17 protein-coding genes are annotated in these 15,708 nt (G+C 66.6%); 3 read left to right on the top strand and 14 right to left on the bottom strand.

Annotated elements, in window-relative coordinates:
- Positions 1-77: 77 nt before the first annotated feature.
- Entirely contained in the window at positions 78-1,916 is a 1,839-nt protein-coding gene (locus BLR24_RS09200; RefSeq protein ID WP_093015954.1) for a DEAD/DEAH box helicase, read from the bottom strand.
- A 285-nt stretch (positions 1,917-2,201) separates the two neighbouring features.
- Between BLR24_RS09200 and ettA the strand changes: the two genes are divergently transcribed.
- Positions 2,202-3,863 carry an energy-dependent translational throttle protein EttA gene (ettA, locus tag BLR24_RS09205; protein ID WP_093015957.1) on the top strand — a complete coding sequence of 554 codons (1,662 nt, stop codon included), beginning with the start codon at positions 2,202-2,204 and terminating at the stop codon, positions 3,861-3,863.
- Positions 3,864-3,866: 3 nt separating this feature from the next.
- Here the strand turns inward: ettA and BLR24_RS09210 are convergent, their stop codons facing one another.
- The 4 genes from BLR24_RS09210 to BLR24_RS09225 are packed head-to-tail and all read right to left on the bottom strand — an operon-like array spanning position 3,867 to position 7,202.
- Positions 3,867-4,322, bottom strand: coding sequence for a carboxymuconolactone decarboxylase family protein (locus tag BLR24_RS09210; RefSeq protein WP_093015960.1), 456 nt, complete (start codon positions 4,320-4,322; stop codon positions 3,867-3,869).
- Positions 4,237-4,737 (bottom strand): MerR family transcriptional regulator, encoded by a 501-nt coding sequence (locus tag BLR24_RS09215; protein WP_093015963.1) that lies wholly within the window; start codon positions 4,735-4,737, stop codon positions 4,237-4,239. The genes BLR24_RS09210 and BLR24_RS09215 overlap by 86 nt, the downstream gene beginning before the upstream one ends.
- Before the next feature lie 34 nt (positions 4,738-4,771).
- The gene (locus BLR24_RS09220) at positions 4,772-6,166 is read right to left on the bottom strand and encodes a TAXI family TRAP transporter solute-binding subunit (RefSeq protein ID WP_093016323.1); all 1,395 of its coding nucleotides are present in this window, start codon (positions 6,164-6,166) and stop codon (positions 4,772-4,774) included.
- 10 nt (positions 6,167-6,176) lie between these two features.
- Positions 6,177-7,202 (bottom strand): P1 family peptidase, encoded by a 1,026-nt coding sequence (locus BLR24_RS09225; protein WP_093015966.1) that lies wholly within the window; start codon positions 7,200-7,202, stop codon positions 6,177-6,179.
- A gap of 40 nt (positions 7,203-7,242) precedes the next feature.
- Here BLR24_RS09225 and BLR24_RS09230 point away from each other — a divergent pair, with 40 nt between their 5' ends.
- Positions 7,243-8,541: an NAD(P)/FAD-dependent oxidoreductase gene (locus BLR24_RS09230; RefSeq protein ID WP_093015969.1), complete on the top strand. Its 1,299-nt coding sequence runs from the start codon at positions 7,243-7,245 to the stop codon at positions 8,539-8,541.
- 15 nt (positions 8,542-8,556) lie between these two features.
- On the opposite strand, the gene BLR24_RS09235 is transcribed toward BLR24_RS09230, so the two are convergent.
- The 4 genes from BLR24_RS09235 to BLR24_RS09250 are packed head-to-tail and all read right to left on the bottom strand — an operon-like array spanning position 8,557 to position 10,866.
- The gene (locus BLR24_RS09235) at positions 8,557-9,024 is read right to left on the bottom strand and encodes a DUF411 domain-containing protein (RefSeq protein WP_093015972.1); all 468 of its coding nucleotides are present in this window, start codon (positions 9,022-9,024) and stop codon (positions 8,557-8,559) included.
- A gap of 11 nt (positions 9,025-9,035) precedes the next feature.
- A complete protein-coding gene (locus tag BLR24_RS09240; protein WP_093015975.1) occupies positions 9,036-9,314 on the bottom strand; it encodes a hypothetical protein in 279 nt (92 codons plus the stop codon).
- On the bottom strand, positions 9,311-10,303 hold the full coding sequence (locus tag BLR24_RS09245) for a glycerophosphodiester phosphodiesterase (RefSeq protein ID WP_093015978.1): 993 nt from the start codon (positions 10,301-10,303) through the stop codon (positions 9,311-9,313). Before BLR24_RS09245 ends, BLR24_RS09240 begins: the two co-directional genes overlap by 4 nt.
- Positions 10,300-10,866 carry a DUF1439 domain-containing protein gene (locus tag BLR24_RS09250; RefSeq protein WP_254787219.1) on the bottom strand — a complete coding sequence of 189 codons (567 nt, stop codon included), beginning with the start codon at positions 10,864-10,866 and terminating at the stop codon, positions 10,300-10,302. The genes BLR24_RS09245 and BLR24_RS09250 overlap by 4 nt, the downstream gene beginning before the upstream one ends.
- 170 nt (positions 10,867-11,036) lie before the next feature.
- Here BLR24_RS09250 and BLR24_RS09255 point away from each other — a divergent pair, with 170 nt between their 5' ends.
- Complete coding sequence (locus BLR24_RS09255; protein WP_093015986.1) at positions 11,037-11,999, top strand: DUF72 domain-containing protein; 963 nt, start codon at positions 11,037-11,039, stop codon at positions 11,997-11,999.
- Between the two features lie 15 nt (positions 12,000-12,014).
- Here the strand turns inward: BLR24_RS09255 and BLR24_RS09260 are convergent, their stop codons facing one another.
- The 5 genes from BLR24_RS09260 to BLR24_RS09280 are packed head-to-tail and all read right to left on the bottom strand — an operon-like array spanning position 12,015 to position 15,692.
- Positions 12,015-12,785 carry an amino acid ABC transporter ATP-binding protein gene (locus BLR24_RS09260; protein WP_093015989.1) on the bottom strand — a complete coding sequence of 257 codons (771 nt, stop codon included), beginning with the start codon at positions 12,783-12,785 and terminating at the stop codon, positions 12,015-12,017.
- Positions 12,769-13,422: an amino acid ABC transporter permease gene (locus tag BLR24_RS09265; RefSeq protein WP_093015992.1), complete on the bottom strand. Its 654-nt coding sequence runs from the start codon at positions 13,420-13,422 to the stop codon at positions 12,769-12,771. Before BLR24_RS09265 ends, BLR24_RS09260 begins: the two co-directional genes overlap by 17 nt.
- A 17-nt stretch (positions 13,423-13,439) precedes the next feature.
- A complete protein-coding gene (locus BLR24_RS09270) occupies positions 13,440-14,096 on the bottom strand; it encodes an amino acid ABC transporter permease (RefSeq protein WP_093015995.1) in 657 nt (218 codons plus the stop codon).
- A 34-nt stretch (positions 14,097-14,130) separates the two neighbouring features.
- Positions 14,131-14,931, bottom strand: coding sequence for a transporter substrate-binding domain-containing protein (locus tag BLR24_RS09275; RefSeq protein WP_093015998.1), 801 nt, complete (start codon positions 14,929-14,931; stop codon positions 14,131-14,133).
- Positions 14,928-15,692 carry a GntR family transcriptional regulator gene (locus BLR24_RS09280; protein ID WP_093016001.1) on the bottom strand — a complete coding sequence of 255 codons (765 nt, stop codon included), beginning with the start codon at positions 15,690-15,692 and terminating at the stop codon, positions 14,928-14,930. The genes BLR24_RS09275 and BLR24_RS09280 overlap by 4 nt, the downstream gene beginning before the upstream one ends.
- Between the last annotated feature and the right edge of the window lie 16 nt (positions 15,693-15,708).

The following is a 15,708-nucleotide window of genomic DNA, read 5'->3' on the forward strand; positions in this document are numbered from 1 at the left end:
GGCCCGGACAGAAAAACAAAGGGCACCGAGGTGCCCTTGTTCATTTGCGGGATAGTTGGTTCTACCCGAGGTTCCGCTTAGCGGCCGAAAGAACGGCCACCGCCACCACCGCCGGAGCGATTGCCACCACCGCCACCGCCGCCGCCGTAACCACCGCCACCACCCGAACGGCCACCGCCGCCCGAACGGTTGCCGCCGTAGCCACCACCACCACCGCCGCCGCCCGGACGGCCACGTCCGCGGCCGCCACCCATGTGGTCGACGCTCGTACGCAACGGATCCGGCTGGCCATCGCCGCCTGCAACCGCTTCAGCACGCAGGTGCGCGACCTGGTTGGCTTGCGTCGGGCTGTGGCTGTTGCCGTGATGGCGCGGTTGGCGCTCGTCATGCGGCAGATGATTCTGTTGTTGATGATGATGCTGGGGTGCATGGTGCGGCGTGCGTGCCGGACCTTGCGGGCCACGGCCCTGCGGCGGGCGTGCACCCTGGCCGCGCGGGCCTTGCCCCTGGCCTTGGCCGCCGCCATTGGCGTTGCGGCCTTGACCGCCACCGCCCTGGCCGCCACCACGGCGTTGACCGCCGCCGTTGCCGCCACCACCGCCGCCAGCGCGTTCGCCGCCGCCTTGGCCGGCCTTGTTCTCGCGAATGCGTTGCAGCATTTCGGTGCGAGCAGCCTTGGCGGCCGCCTGCATCACGTCGCGGCTCGGCGGACGGCCGGCGCCGCCCCAGATCGTCTGGCGACCCATGGCGATCGGTTCGGCGCGTTCGCCGTCTTCAGGACCGAAGCCTTCGACGAACTGCACCGGAATCGTCTGCTTGGTGAAGCGTTCGATTTCCTGCATGAAGCCTTCTTCGTCCAGGCAGACAAAGCTCACGGCCTCGCCGCTCGAACCGGCGCGGCCGGTGCGGCCGATGCGGTGCACGTAGTCTTCGCTGACGTTCGGGATTTCGTAGTTCACGACGTGCGGCAGCTCGTCGATGTCGATGCCGCGGGCTGCGATGTCGGTGGCCACCAGCGCGCGGATGTCGCCGCTCTTGAAGCCGGCCAGCGCTTGCGTACGCGCGCTCTGGCTCTTGTTGCCGTGCAGCGCCATCGCCTCGATGCCGTTCTTGGTCAGGAATTCGGCCACGCTGTTGGCGCCGAACTTGGTGCGCGTGAACACGAGCACCTGGCTCCACTTGTTCTCGTTGATGATGTGCGCGAGCAGCGCCTTCTTCTTGCCGCGGCCCACGGGGTGAATCACCTGGGTGATGCGCTGCACGGTGGTGTTGCGCGGAGTCACCTGGATGCTTTGCGGGTTCTTGAGCAGCGTGGCCGCCAGGTCGCGGATTTCGTCGCTGAAGGTGGCCGAGAACAGCAGGCTCTGCTTTTCCCGGGGCACCAGCGCGAGGATCTTCTTCACGTCGTGGATGAAGCCCATGTCGAGCATGCGGTCGGCTTCGTCCAGGATCAGCATCTGGACCTGGCTCAGGTCGAGCATGCCCTGCTGCTGCAGGTCGAGCAGGCGGCCGGGGGTGGCCACGAGGATGTCGACACCCTTCTTGAGCTTGCTGATCTGCGGATTCATGCCCACGCCGCCAAAGATCACCGTGGAGTCGAGCTCCAGGTACTTGCCGTAGGTGCGGACCGACTCTTCGACCTGGGCCGCGAGTTCGCGCGTGGGCGTGAGCACCAGGGCACGAATGCCGATGCCGCCGAACTTGTTGGTGGCGCTCGCGCCCGTGCTGAGCTTGTGCAGCATCGGCAGGGTGAAGGCGGCCGTCTTGCCGGTGCCGGTCTGGGCGCCGCCGAGCAGGTCGTGCCCGTCGAGAACCGCGGGAATGGCTTGCGCCTGGATGGGGGTGGGGGTGTCGTAACCGTGCTCGTGCACAGCCTTCAAGATGGCGGGAGCCAGCTTCAGTTCGTCAAAATTCATTGGAAACAATAAGCGCCATACACGGCGCAGTGGCATCGGCCCGCTTGGCGCTTTTTGCAACGCCGAGCCAGTCAAGGCAGATGAAGGTCAGGGGTGGGAGCCGAAAAACCCGTCGTGATAAAGGGCTTTCTTCGTCCCCGGCAGAGAGCCGGTGTTGCGGGCAACTGGACCCGGCAACGGTGCCTATTGTCGCATGAGTCGATAATGCGTGGTTTGCCGCGCCCGAAAATCGCTTTCGGCACCCGCGCTTTCCGAATCTCCGCTACCCAAGGTAACTACCCCCAGATGGCTCAATACGTCTATTCGATGAACCGCGTCAGCAAGACCGTGCCGCCCAAGCGGCAGCTCTTGAAAGACATTTCGCTCTCTTTCTTCCCCGGCGCCAAGATCGGCGTGCTCGGCCTGAACGGCTCGGGCAAGTCCACGCTGCTCAAGATCATGGCGGGTGTGGACAAGGAGTTCGAGGGCGAGGCGCTGCCCATGCCGGGGATGACGATCGGCTATCTGGAGCAGGAACCCAAGCTCAACAACGAGCACACGGTGCGCGAATCGGTCGAAGAGTCCATGGGTGCGGTGTTTGCGGCCAAGGCGCGCCTCGAAGAGGTGTACATCGCCTATGGTGCCGAAGACGCCGACTTCGACGCGCTGGCGGCCGAGCAGGCCCAACTTGAAGCCGTCATCGCCACCGCCGGCACCGATTCCGAACATCAACTGGAAATCGCCGCCGATGCCCTCCGCCTTCCGCCGTGGGACGCGAAGATCAGCCTGCTGTCAGGCGGCGAAAAGCGGCGCGTGGCGCTGTGCCGCCTCTTGCTGTCCAAGCCCGACATGCTGCTGCTCGATGAGCCGACCAACCACTTGGACGCCGAATCGGTGGAGTGGCTCGAAGTGTTCCTGCAGCGCTTCACGGGCACCGTGGTGGCCATCACCCACGATCGCTACTTCCTCGACAACGCGGCCGAGTGGATCCTTGAAATGGACCGCGGTCGCGGCATTCCCTGGAAGGGCAACTACAGCACTTGGCTCGAGCAGAAGGGCGAACGCCTGGCGCAGGAGCAGAAGAGCGAAGAAGCCCACGCCAAGGCGCTGAAGAAGGAACTGGAGTGGTCGCGCCAGAACCCGAAGGCGCGTCAGGCCAAGAGCAAATCCCGCCTGGCTCGCTTCGAAGAGCTGAGCGACATGGAATACCAGAAGCGCAACGAGACGCAGGAAATCTTCATTCCTGTGGCGGAGCGGCTGGGCCAACAGGTGTTCGAGTTCCACGGCGTCAGCAAGTCCTTCGGCGACCGCATGCTGATCGACAACCTGAGCTTCACCGTGCCGCCGGGCGCGATCGTCGGCATCATCGGCCCGAACGGCGCCGGCAAGTCGACGCTCTTCAAGCTGCTCGCGGGCAAGGAACAGCCGGACAGCGGCGAAGTCATCATCGGCTCGACAGTCAAGATGGCCTTCGTGGACCAGCACCGCGACGAGCTCGCCAACAACAAGACCGTGTGGGAAGACATTTCCAACGGCCTGGACATCATCAACGTCGGCAAGTTCCAGATGGCGAGCCGCGCGTATGCGGGCCGCTTCAACTTCAACGGCGCCGACCAGCAGAAGAAGGTCGGAACGCTGTCGGGCGGTGAACGCGGTCGCCTGCACCTGGCCAAGACGCTGATCGCGGGCGGCAACGTGCTGCTGCTGGACGAACCCTCGAACGACCTCGACGTCGAAACCCTGCGTGCGCTCGAAGACGCGCTGCTCGAGTTCGCCGGCACGGTCATGGTCATCAGCCATGACCGCTGGTTCCTCGACCGTATCGCCACGCACATCCTGGCCGCCGAAGGCGACAGCCAGTGGACCTTCTTCGACGGCAACTACCAGGAGTACGAAGCCGACAAGAAGAAGCGCCTCGGCGAAGAGGGTGCCAAGCCCAAGCGCATGCGCTACAAGGCTCTGAAGTAAGCCTCAGGTCGCTTCAGCAAGAGCGTGCGGTTCCGCAAGGGGCTGCGCGCTTTTTTCATCGTCCGCCGTAAACACCTCGCGTGCGGCGAAGAGGCCGTTCAGTGCCGCCGGGAAGCCTGCGTACACCGCCATCTGCATGATGACCTCGACCACCTCGGAGCGCGTCACGCCGACGTTCAGCGCAGCCTGGATGTGCACCCTCAACTGCGGCGCGGCATTGCCCATGGCGGTGAGCGCGGCCACGGTCGCGATCTCGCGGGAGCGCAGGTCGAGGCCGGGGCGCGAGTAGATGTCGCCGAACGGAAACTCGATCACCAGGCGGCCAAAGTCCGGCGCGATGTCGGCCAGGCTTTCGACCACCTTGACGCCGCCTTCACCGTCGATCTCGTGGAGCTTGGCCAGGCCACGCGTGTAGCGCAGGTTGTCGTTGTGGCCCTGGTCCTGTTGTGTGTTCGTCATTGCTCGTCTTTCCTTGCCGGGCTTTGCCCGATGGTGGAGGACGCTTCTTCGTCTTCTCGACCGCGCGGTAGTGGTCGATCTTGAGCGACAGCGCTTGCATGGATTGCTGCAGCGCCGCCACCCGGGCCTGAACTTCGGCAAGGTGCTCCTCGAGCATCTCGCGCCGTTCGCCGACGCTGGCGTCCCCCTGGCTTCGAAGCCTGACGAAGGCCTGCATGCCCTGGATGGACATGCCGGTCTCGCGCAGGCGCAACAGGAAAGCCAGCAAGTCCATGTCGGCGCTCGCATAGCGCCGCTGACCGCCCGGTGCACGCGGCACCGCGGCAATCAGCCCGATGCGCTCGTAGTAGCGCAGCGTGTGGGCCGTGAGGCCGGTGCGTTGCGCGACTTCCGCGATGGTCAAGCTGACTTCCATGGCGGGAATTCTCGAAGTTCGAGCGCGCTCCAAGTCAAGCGCTTTCTGCGGCTTCCTTCGGCAGCGGCGTTCGGGGCGCGAAGTCGCCCGGTTCCGGCCAGCGCATCTGCACGCGCTTTTGCACCGTGTGGATGTTGTTGCGCAGCGCATAGAGCTCATCGGCATACGACAGTGGAACGGCCACCTTGTTCACCACGCGGTCGAGCTCGTCGAGTTCGTCGAGCAACTCCTTGCGCTCGCCTTGCCGCGCATCGACCTTGGCCTCGATGTCGCGCAGCCGCGCATACCAGCGGAACACACGCCGACGCACGCGGAACTGGTAGAGCGGCGGCACCACGCGGCTCAGCGGCAGCATCAGCACCAAGAGGCCGCCGAGCACCAGCCACATGCGCTCGATCAGATTGCTGGCCCAGAACGGCAGGTAGCGCTGCCAGAACGGCGGCGTGCCGTTGATCGCGCGGTCGCCCTCCGGGCTCACGGGCAGTTCGCTGGTGCGCGTGTTGGGAAAGTCGCGCGCGCGGTTGAACCAGCCGGCATCGCTGTGCATGCCTTGCGCGGCCTGAGCAAAAAGCTGCCGCAGCGCCGGGTGCGTCTCGTCGCGCGAGAGCAGCGAGGTGGTGGCCGCGAGCAGCGATACGTCGGAGGGCGGCAGGTCCCTAGAAAGGTCGACTACGCCGCGCGGCAGCGTGACCGCCGAGAGGAACGGGAAGCGCCGCGTATAGGCGTCGGCCTGGCCGAAATCCATGAGCTTGATGTCGGGCGCGCGCAGCAGGCGCTGCACCTGCGGCGACTGCGGCGCGGAGGCCAGCACGATGGCGTCGAGCAGGCCGGCCTGCAGCGCTTCGGCGGCGGCCGCCTGTTCGAGGTTGGAGAGCTGTAGCGCGTCGGGGTCGAGGTGATTGGCCTTGAAGAGCCGCTCCATGATCTCGGGCAGGCCGCTGCCCGCGAGATCGACATTCACGCGCAAGCCGCGCAGTTGCGCGAGCGATGTCAGCGTGCTCGTCTTGCGGTCGATCTTCTGTGCGCTATCCGCTCGGTAGAAGAGCCAGATCGGCTCGTAGAACAGGCTGCCGAGGGACGTGAGGCCGGCTTCCTCGTCGGCCACCGGATCGGCGCTGCCGCCGCGCACAAAGCCCACGTCGGCGCCGCCGCTGCGAAGCAGTTCCAGGTTCTCGGACGATCCCGTGGTGGCCTTGAGCTCCACCTCGATACCGCTGCTCTTGAGCAGTTCGGCATAGCGCTTGCCGAACTGCGAATAGGCGCTGCCTGTGGGCCCGGTGGCCAGGGTCACGTGCCCGGGTGGCTGCGGCTGCAGCCACCAGTAGGCGGCAATCAGCAGGCCGATCACGAGGAACACGATCGGGCCGGCCGATGCGATCAGGTCGCGGATCGAGAGCAGGATCAGCTTCAGCGTCTTGGGCATGGCCATGGGAATCAATTCAAATTTTGGTAGTGGCGAGGTCGGCTGCGCACGGCACGTGCATTTCGCCCACGGTGACAGAACGCGCGGCCAGCACCGCGCGCAAGGTGGCGCGCGCCACCGCCTCCGCGGCCATGGTGCCGAGCACGGTCATGCCGGGGGCATTGCCTTCGAGCGGCACGCGGCCGGTGGCCAGCGCAAAGAGCGTGTCGCCGTCGCTCATCGTGTGCACCGGGTTGATGGCGCGCGCGAGACCGTCGTGCGCCACGCTGGCGAGGCGGTTGGCCTGCACCTTCGTCAGCACCGCGTCGGTTGCGATCACGCCCAGCGTGGTGTTGGTGCCCGCAAGCAGCGGCTTGGGCTGCTCGCCGCGCAGCAGGGCGCGACGGGTGTCGAGCAGTGCAAGCCCGTCTTCGGTGCGCGCACCGGCCACCGGCTGCGCGGTGTCGGGATCGATCACGTCGCCGAGCGCGTTGACAGCGATCAGCGCGCCCACCGTCACGCCGCCCACGGTGACCGAAGCGGTGCCGATGCCGCCCTTCATCGCGCGATGCACGCCGAAGAGCTTGCCCACGAGTGCGCCGCTGCCGGCGCCCACGTTGCCTTCGGCCGGGGCTTCATCGCTCGCCGCTTCGCAGGCCGCATAGCCGGATGCGGCGTCGGGGCGAATGCGCGCGTCGCCCATGGGCAAGTCGAACAGCACAGCGGCCGGCACGATGGGCAAGATGCCGAAGCGCACGTCCATGCCGATGTTCCGCTCCTCGAGCCAGCGCATCGCGCCCTCGGCCGCGGCCAGGCCCCAGGCGCTGCCGCCCGCCAGCATGATCCCGTGCACCTGCTGCACCAGGTTGCCGGGCGAGAGCAGGTCGGTTTCGCGCGTGCCGGGCGCGGCGCCGCGCACGTCGACGCCTGCAACAGCGCCTTCGCGCGCGAGGATCACGGTGCAGCCGGTGGGCCGGCGCGTGTCGGAAAAATGGCCTACCTCGATGCCGGCGACATCGGTGATGGCGCCTGAAGGCGAAAGATCGGAAGAGGGAACGGACATGGCGGCCGATTATGGGACCGCCCCTCTACGATAGGCGGCCATGACAGTTGCAAGAAGTTTCTCCGCGGGCGGCGCCGGGCGCCACGTGGTCGTGATCGGCGCGGGAGCCGTGGGCAGTGCGACGGCCATCGAGGCCTTGCGCGCCGGCCTGCGCGTGACGGTGGTGGAGCCCGGCGAGCCGGGCGGCCCGCAAGCCACGAGCTACGGCAATGCGGGTTGGTTGTCGTCGCATTCCGTGGTGCCGCCCGCGCTGCCCGGTGCGTGGCGCAAGGTGCCAGGCTGGCTGGCCGATCCGCTCGGGCCGCTCGCGCTGCGCTGGCGCTACCTGCCGCGCGCCTTGCCCTGGCTGCTGCGCTACCTGGTCTCGGGCTGGACCGAGGCGCGCGTCCAGCGCACGGCCGACGCACTGCGCACGCTGCTTGCCGATGCGCCGGCGCTGCACGCCAGGCTCGCCGCCGAGGCCGGTGTGCCTCAACTCATCGAGCAGCGCGGACTGCTGCATGCGTACCGGTCGCGTGAAGAGTTCGAGGGCGACGCGCTCGGCTGGCGCGTGCGCCGGCGCACCGGCGTGCAATGGGACGAATGGCTGGAGCCGGAACTGCGGCAGCGCGAACCCGATCTCGATGCGCGCTACACGCTCGGCATCTTCGTGCCCGAGGCCGGCCACTGCCGCAACCCGGGCGCCTATGTGGCCGCGCTGGCGCGACATGCGATGGAGGTCGGTGCACAGCGCGTGGCGGCGCGCGCCGCGGGCTTTCGTATCGAAGGCGGGCGGCTGCGCGCGGTGCAAACCGAAGCCGGCGAGATCGCCTGCGACGCTGCCGCCATCTGCGCGGGCGCGCGCTCGGGCGCTCTCGCCGCGGCGGCCGGCTCTCCGGTGCCGCTCGAATCGGAGCGCGGCTACCACGTGGTGGTCGAAGGCGCTGCCGTGGGTCCGCGCACGCCGACCATGGTGGCCGACGGCAAGCTCATCGCGCACTGGATGGACGGCGGCCTGCGTGCGGCCGGGCAGGTCGAGATCGGCGGACTCGAGGCCGCGCCCGACTGGCGCCGCGCCGAGATCCTGCATCGCCACCTGCAATCGATGTTTCCCGCCCTGGCCGATCAGCCGGGGGCTTCGGTCGTGGTGAAGCACTGGCTCGGCCACCGGCCCAGCCTGCCCGATGGGCTGCCTTGCATCGGCACCGCCGCGGCCAGCCCGGACGTCGTGCTCGCCTTCGGGCATGGACACGTGGGCCTCTGCGGCTCCGCGCGCACCGGCAGGCTGGCGGCGCAGTTGCTGGCCGGCACCGCGCCCGAGACGGCGCTGGCCCCGTTCGATCCTGGCCGCTTCAGCTGACCGAGCCGTACCGGTTCAGCGGTAGCCCTGGTAAATGCGGGTGCCGCCGTCGGCCAGCACCAGCAGAACGTCGTAGGGATCGCGCCGGTTTCCATAGACCGCGCCGTCCATCCCCGGCGAGCCGACCGGCATGCCCGGCACGGCAAGGCCGATCGCTTTCGGCTTTTCACGCAGCAGCCGGTGTACCTCGCGGGCAGGCACGTGGCCTTCGAGCGCATAGTCGCCCACCATGCCGGTGTGGCACGAGCCCAATTTGTCGGGCACGCGGAGCCGGGCGCGCGCAGCGGTGTTGCCGTCGTCGTGCACGCGCGTTGCGAAGCCGTTTGCATTGAGGTGCTTGACCCAATCCTGGCAGCACCCGCAGTTCGGGTCCTTCCAGATCTCGACCATCGGCGCCGCGGCCAATGCGGCGAGCGGCCATGCCGCGGTGGAGGCGAGCGCCAGCACCGGGCCGGCGCGCAGAAGAAGTGTGCGTCTTTGCATATGGGTTCTCCTCAAGACACGAGCTGCCCGCGGGCCTTGTCGACCCACACCTGCAGATTGTCGAGCAGGTCTTTCTGGCTGAAGGAGCAGCTCTCCTCACTGAAGAGCGCGCTCGATTCGAGCCGATCGAGCAGGTTCAGCAGTACTTCCGCGTAGCGCGGCGGCAGGGCGCCCAGCAGGTCCGCGCTGGCGCGCGCTTCGTTCGACAGCACGGAGGCCGAGCCGCTGCCGCTTTGCAATGCCGCGATGCGGCTGCCGAGGTCTTCGAGTTGCCGTGCGGCGGTGTTCATGACGCGGCCTTTCCGGGTGGCGGCAACGACAAGCCGCGTTCGCGCATCAAGTCGCGCAGCACATCGGGGTAGTCGGTAATGATGCCGTCCACGCCCCAGTCCATCAGCCGCAGCATGTCGGCGCGCTGGTTCACGGTCCAGGGCAGCACCTTGAAACCCAGGCCCTGTGCCTCCTTGATGGCCTCCGGGGTCAGGTCGTTGTAGGCCGGCGACCAGATCACCGGGCCTTCCGTCTTGCCCGCAGCGGCCTTGACCAGTTGAGGTGTCGAGGCGAAATTTGCGGCGTCGAGCCCTGCTGTCCAGCGGCTGTCCTTGAGCGTGCGCGCGCTGCTGAGATAGGCGCGCGGCAACTGCGGCGCCAGCTGGCCGACCAGCGCGAGCGTGCGCCAATCGAAGCTCTGGACGGTGACCCGGCCGCCCATCTGCGCCTTGTCGATCTCGGCGAGCAGCGCGCGCACCATCGGCTCGGGTGCGGCGGTCTCCTCCGGCTTGGCCGGATCGATCTTGGTCTCGATATTGAAGCGCACGGTAGTGGCTGCGGCACCGCGTGCGCGCACGTGGTCGAACAGGACGGCCAGGGTGGGAATGCGTTCGCCGTCTTGCGGGATCTGCAATGCGAACTGCTTGCCGTAATTGCTCGCGGGATTGAGGCGGCCCACGTCGTAACTCTGAAGCTGCGCCAGCGTGAGCGAGCGGACCGTGGCGCCGCTCTTCGGAGCGAGCCACGCGCCGTTTGCGTCCCGCGTGTGGTCGGGGTTGAGCGCGGTGTCGTGGGAAATGACGACCACGCCGTCGGCCGTGAGTCCGACGTCGAGTTCGAGCGTGTTCACGCCAAGGTCGATCGCTTTCGAGAAAGCCGCCAGCGTGTTCTCGGGTGCGAGGCCGCGCCCGCCACGGTGGGCCTGCAGGTCGAAGTGCTGCTTTGCCTTGGGGAGGATGGCCGCGCAGCCTGCAATCAGCAGTGCGGCGGCAAGCAGGGGGTATTTCATTTGAGCTGCACCTTGATGCCGTCGTCCTGCACCGTGATGTCGCCGATTTCGTAGGTCTTGCGGCCGACGGTGAGTTCTTCGGCGGTAAAGCTGCGCAGCACCTGGCCTTGCAGCAGTTCTTGCGCGACCACTGCGCCGATCTTTTGCAGCCGCTCGGCATCGCGGCCTTGCACGCCCTGCAATTCGAGGCGCTCGGCCTTCGGCTGGTCGAGCCGCAGCGCGCGCGTGGCGGTGTCGTAGCGCAACGCGCTGCTCACCGAAACCACGCCCTGCACCGGCGATACGGCCAAGAGGGGGCTCGCAATGGTCAGCGTGGCCGTGATGGCCGCGCGGTTGCCGCGCGCATCCAGACCCAGTTGAGGATCGCGCAGGCCGACCATGAAGATCTCGGCATAGCGTTCGGCCACCGGAAAGCGCTTGGCGATCTGCGCCTGCAATTCGTCGCGGGTTGCGGTGTATTCGCTTAGGAAGAAATTGAAACCTGCCAGCGCCGAAAGCGGCGATTGCAGGACCGTGGCGCCGAGCAGCGCGCGCAGCATCCAGCGGCGGGAGTTGAAGGGCATGGGAGGGATTTGCATACTTCTCGGAGCTTGCCACAGCCTGCGTGGTTCCAGCCAGCGGCCCCCGGCGCGTTCGCAGGCTCCCCATGCTGCTATGCGGAAGGGAATATTTCCTACGCGCCGGCGCTGTTCGGCGAGCCACGTTCGGGGCTTTGGCAAGAAAAAGACGAACGATGCAGGGCGCCACGCGAATCGGAATTTCTGGCTGGCGCTATGCGCCATGGCGGGGGCGCTTTTATCCGCAGGGTCTGGCGCAGCGCCTCGAGCTCGATTTTGCCTCGCGCATGCTGCCGACGATCGAGATCAACGGCTCGTTCTATTCGCTGCAACGGCCCGAGTCCTACCAGGCATGGCACGACGCGACGCCGGACGGCTTCGTCTTTGCGGTGAAGGGGCCGCGCTACATCACGCACAACCTGCGACTCAAGGAACCTCGTACCGCGCTCGCCAACTTCTTTGCCTCGGGCGTATTCGCACTGGGCTCCAAGCTCGGGCCGATCCTGTGGCAGCTGCCGCCGTACTTTGCCTACAACGCCGATCGCCTGGAGGAATTCTTCACGCTGCTGCCCCGGGACGGCCGTTCCGCGCTGGCGCTCGCGCGCCAGCACAACGAGAAGGTCGATGACGACCGTACGTTGTTGAAGGTGCCCGCGAAACTGCGCCTGCGCCATGCACTGGAAGTGCGGCATGACAGTTTCGCGAATCCGGAATTCATCGCGCTGCTGCGCCGGCAGAAAGTCGCGTTGGTCGTTGCCGACACGGCAGGGCGCTGGCCGCTGCTCGAAGACCTGTGCGCCGACTTCGTCTACATGCGGCTGCATGGCGACAAGGAGCTCTACGCCAGCGGCTACAGCGACGAGGCGCTCGATCGCTGGGCCGAGCGCATCGATGCATGGCGCCATGGAGGCCAGGTCAAGGATGCCAGGCTGGCCGCGCCTTTGCGCCGACTGTCAGGGCGCAAGGGACGCGACGTGTACTGCTATTTCGACAACGACGTGAAGGTGCACGCACCCTACGACGCCGCGCACCTGGCGGCCCGGCTCGGGGTCGCCACCGGCCTCGGCCCCGACGACAACTTCGAGCCGCCGCCTGGCATGGCCGTGCGCAAGCGCACGAAGGCGCAGACTCGCAAGTAGAGGTGCCGTGCCGCCTCAGTCGTGCAGCGAAGAAAGAAACTGCTTGAGCTCGGCTGTCTGCGGGTTGCCGAACAGTTCGGCCGGCGGGCCGATCTCATGCACCCGGCCCTGGTGCATGAAGATCACCCGGTCGCTCACCTTGCGCGCAAAGCTCATCTCGTGCGTGACCATGAGAAGCGTCATGCCTTCGTCGGCCAGCGACTCGACCACGCGTAGCACTTCGCCCACCAGCTCGGGGTCTAGCGCGGACGTAATTTCGTCGCACAGCAGCACGGCGGGTTCCATGGCGAGCGCGCGAGCAATGGCCACACGCTGCTGCTGTCCGCCGGAGAGCTGGTCGGGCATGGCGTCGAACTTCTCGGCGAGGTTGACGCGCTCGAGCAGCTTGCGCGCCTGAGATGCCGCCTCCATGCCGCCGCGCTTTTTCACCAGCGTGGGGGCGAGCATCACGTTCTTGCCGACCGAGAGGTGCGGAAACAGGTTGAAGCTCTGGAAGATCATGCCCACGCGCTGGCGCAGCTCGCGCATGGCCATGGCGCTTTCGTGCAGCAGGGGCTTGCCATCGACCGTGAGCGAGCCTTCCTGGAACACCTCGAGCCCGTTGATGCAGCGCAGCAGCGTGCTCTTGCCAGAGCCGCTCTTGCCGATGATGGCGATGACCTCGCCACGCTTCACGTCGAGATCGATGCCCTTGAGCACCTCGTTGGTGCCGTACGATTTGCGCAGCGCGGTCACGCGCACGATGGGCGCGGCGGAGGAGACGGGGGATTCAAGCACGGCGGCCATGGGATTTCCTCTCGAGGTTCTTGGCGTACAGGCTTACCGGGAAGCACAGCACGAAATAAAGCAGCGCCACGCAGCTGAACACCACGAAGGGCTTGAAGGTGGCGTTCGAAATCATGCTGCCGGCCTTGGTGAGTTCGACGAAGCCGATGACCGAGGCGAGCGCGGTGCCCTTGATGACCTGCACCAGGAAGCCGACGGTCGGCGCGATCGCGATCTTCACGGCCTGCGGCAGGATCACGTGGCGCATCTGCTCGGCAAAGCTCAGGGCCAGGCTGCCCGAAGCCTCCCACTGGCCCTTGGGAATGGAGGCTACGCAGCCGCGCCAGATCTCGGTGAGAAAGGCGCTGGTGTACAGCGTGAGCGCCACGCTGGCCGCGGTCCACGCCGACACGTCGATGCCGAAGAGCGCGATGCCGAAGTAGGCTAGAAACAGTTGCATCAGGAGCGGCGTGCCCTGGAACAGCTGCACGTAGATGCCGACGGTGCGGTTCATGACGCTGCCGCCGCGCAGACGCAAAAACAGTAGCAAGCCGCCGACCAGTCCGCCGCCAACGAAGGCGATGAACGACAGAACGACCGTCCAGCGCAGCGCCATCAGCAGGTTGCGCAGGATGTCCCAGAGAGAAAAATCGACCATGGTGTGGCTTCCTGCGTTCAGCGGCCGAAGAAGAATCTCGGCCCGGCCCAGTTGAGCAATTTGCGCAGCGCCACCGCCAGTGCCAGGTAGATCAGCGTGGCGATGATGAAGGACTCGAAAGCGCGGAAGTTGCGGCTCTGTATGAGGTTGGCTGCATAGCTCAGCTCTTCGGTGGAGATCTGTCCGCAGACGGCCGAGCCCAGCATCACGATGATGATCTGGCTCACCATGGCGGGCCACACCTTCTTGAGCGCCGGCGGCAGCACCACGCGGGTGAACACCTGCACCTTGTTGAGCGCCAGGCTCACGGCCGCCTCGATCTGCCCCTTGGGCGTGGCCTCGATGCCGGCGCGGATGATCTCGGTCGAGTAGGCCCCGAGGTTCATCACCATCGCAATGATCGATGCCGTCTCCGGCGTGAGCTTGACGCCCGCGGCCGGAAGCCCGAAGAAGATGAAGAACAGCTGCACGATGAAGGGCGTGTTGCGGATCAGCTCGACGTAGCTGCCAGCCACCCAGCGCAGCCACGGCGGCCCGTTGGCGCGCGCCCATGCGCAGGCCACGCCCACGGCCATGCCGATGACCGTGGCAATGGCCGTCAGGCCGATCGTCCAGGCAACGCCCTTGGCGAGCAGCCGCCAGTCGACGAGAACTGCACCGAAGTCGAATTCCATGGCGGCGCCTTTATCGGAGGTTCAGCGTGGTGGGTCAGACGGGCAGGTCGCCGGCCGCCTTGCCGAGCCACTTCTTCGACATGGCATCGAGCGTGCCGTCCTTCTTGGCCGCCGCGATGATCTCGTTGACTTTGGTCTTCAATGCGGTTTCGCCCTTTGCGACGCCGACGTAGCAGGGGCTGTCTTTCAGCAGCAGCTTGAACTCGGCGCTCACCTTCGGGTTCTTGGCGAGCATGTCGCCGGCAACCGCTGCGCTGGTTGCGATGGTTTGCGTCTGGCCGGCCACGAAGGCTGCGATGGTCGCGTTGTTGTCCTCGAAGCGGCGGTAGTCGACGTTCGGCGGCGCCACCTTGTTCAGTTCCTGGTCTTCCATGGCGCCGCGCGTCACGGCGACGGTCTTGCCGGCCATGTCGGCAAAGCTGGTGAGCTTCATGCTCTTGGCCGCATACACGGCCTGGAAGAAGGGAGCATAGGCCGAAGAGAACTCGATCACCTTCTCGCGCTCGGCGTTCTTGCCCAGCGTGGAGATCACGAGGTCGGCCTTGCGGGTCTGCAGATAGGGAATGCGGTTGGCGCTGGTCACGGGCACCAGCTCGACCTTCACGCCCAGCTTGGCGGCGATCAGCTCGGCCATTTCGACGTCCAGGCCCTGCGGCTTCATGTTCTTGTCGACCGAGCCGTACGGCGGGTAGTCGGTCGGCACGGCAATCTTGACGGTCTTGGCCTTCAGCACGTTGTCCAGGGCGTTCTGAGCCTGGGCGGCACCGGCCGCCGCCAGCATGGCGACGGAAGCAAGCGCGAGCGTGAGGTGGCGTTTGGACGAAGAGAAGTTCATAGCAGGGCTCCTAGGTAAGTCGTTGAATCGGTGTCGTCGGGGGAGGGTGCGGCTTTGCGCCGCTTCGGCTTGGCCGAGGTGTTCTGAAGCGGTGCCAGGGCATCGCGCAGTTGCGCGAGCGGATCGGTGGGTGCCTGCACGCGCAGCGCCGACTGCACCGTGCCGATATGCGCGGCCATCAATGCCTCGGCGGCGGCGTGATCGCCCCGTTCGAGTGCGGCAACGATCTGCACGTGGTCCTCACAGGACTGCACGGCATCGTGCGAAGACTGGTAGAGCATGGCGATCAGCGTGGTGCGCGCCGTGAAGTCGCGCAGCGTGTCGGCCAGGAGGGTGTTGCCCAGGCATTCGGCAAGGCAGACGTGAAAGTCGCCGAGCAGGAAGCTGCGGTTGCCGACGTCGTTTTCCTTCAGCGCCGTTTTTTCACGCTGGAGGTGCGCTTTCAACTGGCGCAGTGCGGCCTTGTCGATCTTGCCGGTGCTGCCTGCACTGCGGATAAGGCCCAGCTCGATGACGCGCCGGGCCTCGAAGGCTTCGCGCGCCTCGTCCTGGGAGGGTTCGATCACGAACCAGCCGCGCCGCGCGCTCACGGTGACGATGCCGCGTGCGGCCAGGCGGGTGAGCGCCTCCCGCACGATGGTGCGGCTGCAGTCGAACAGCATGGCAAGCTGTTGCTCGCCCAGGCGCGAACCCGGCGCGAGCTTTTGCGCCATCACCGCTTCGACGATGCGTGCACTGATTTCGGATGCGGAGATGGCCATAGGCCTGCATACCAGC

This window comes from Variovorax sp. OV700 (genome assembly GCF_900099805.1).
In the GTDB taxonomy this organism is placed as follows: domain Bacteria; phylum Pseudomonadota; class Gammaproteobacteria; order Burkholderiales; family Burkholderiaceae_C; genus Variovorax.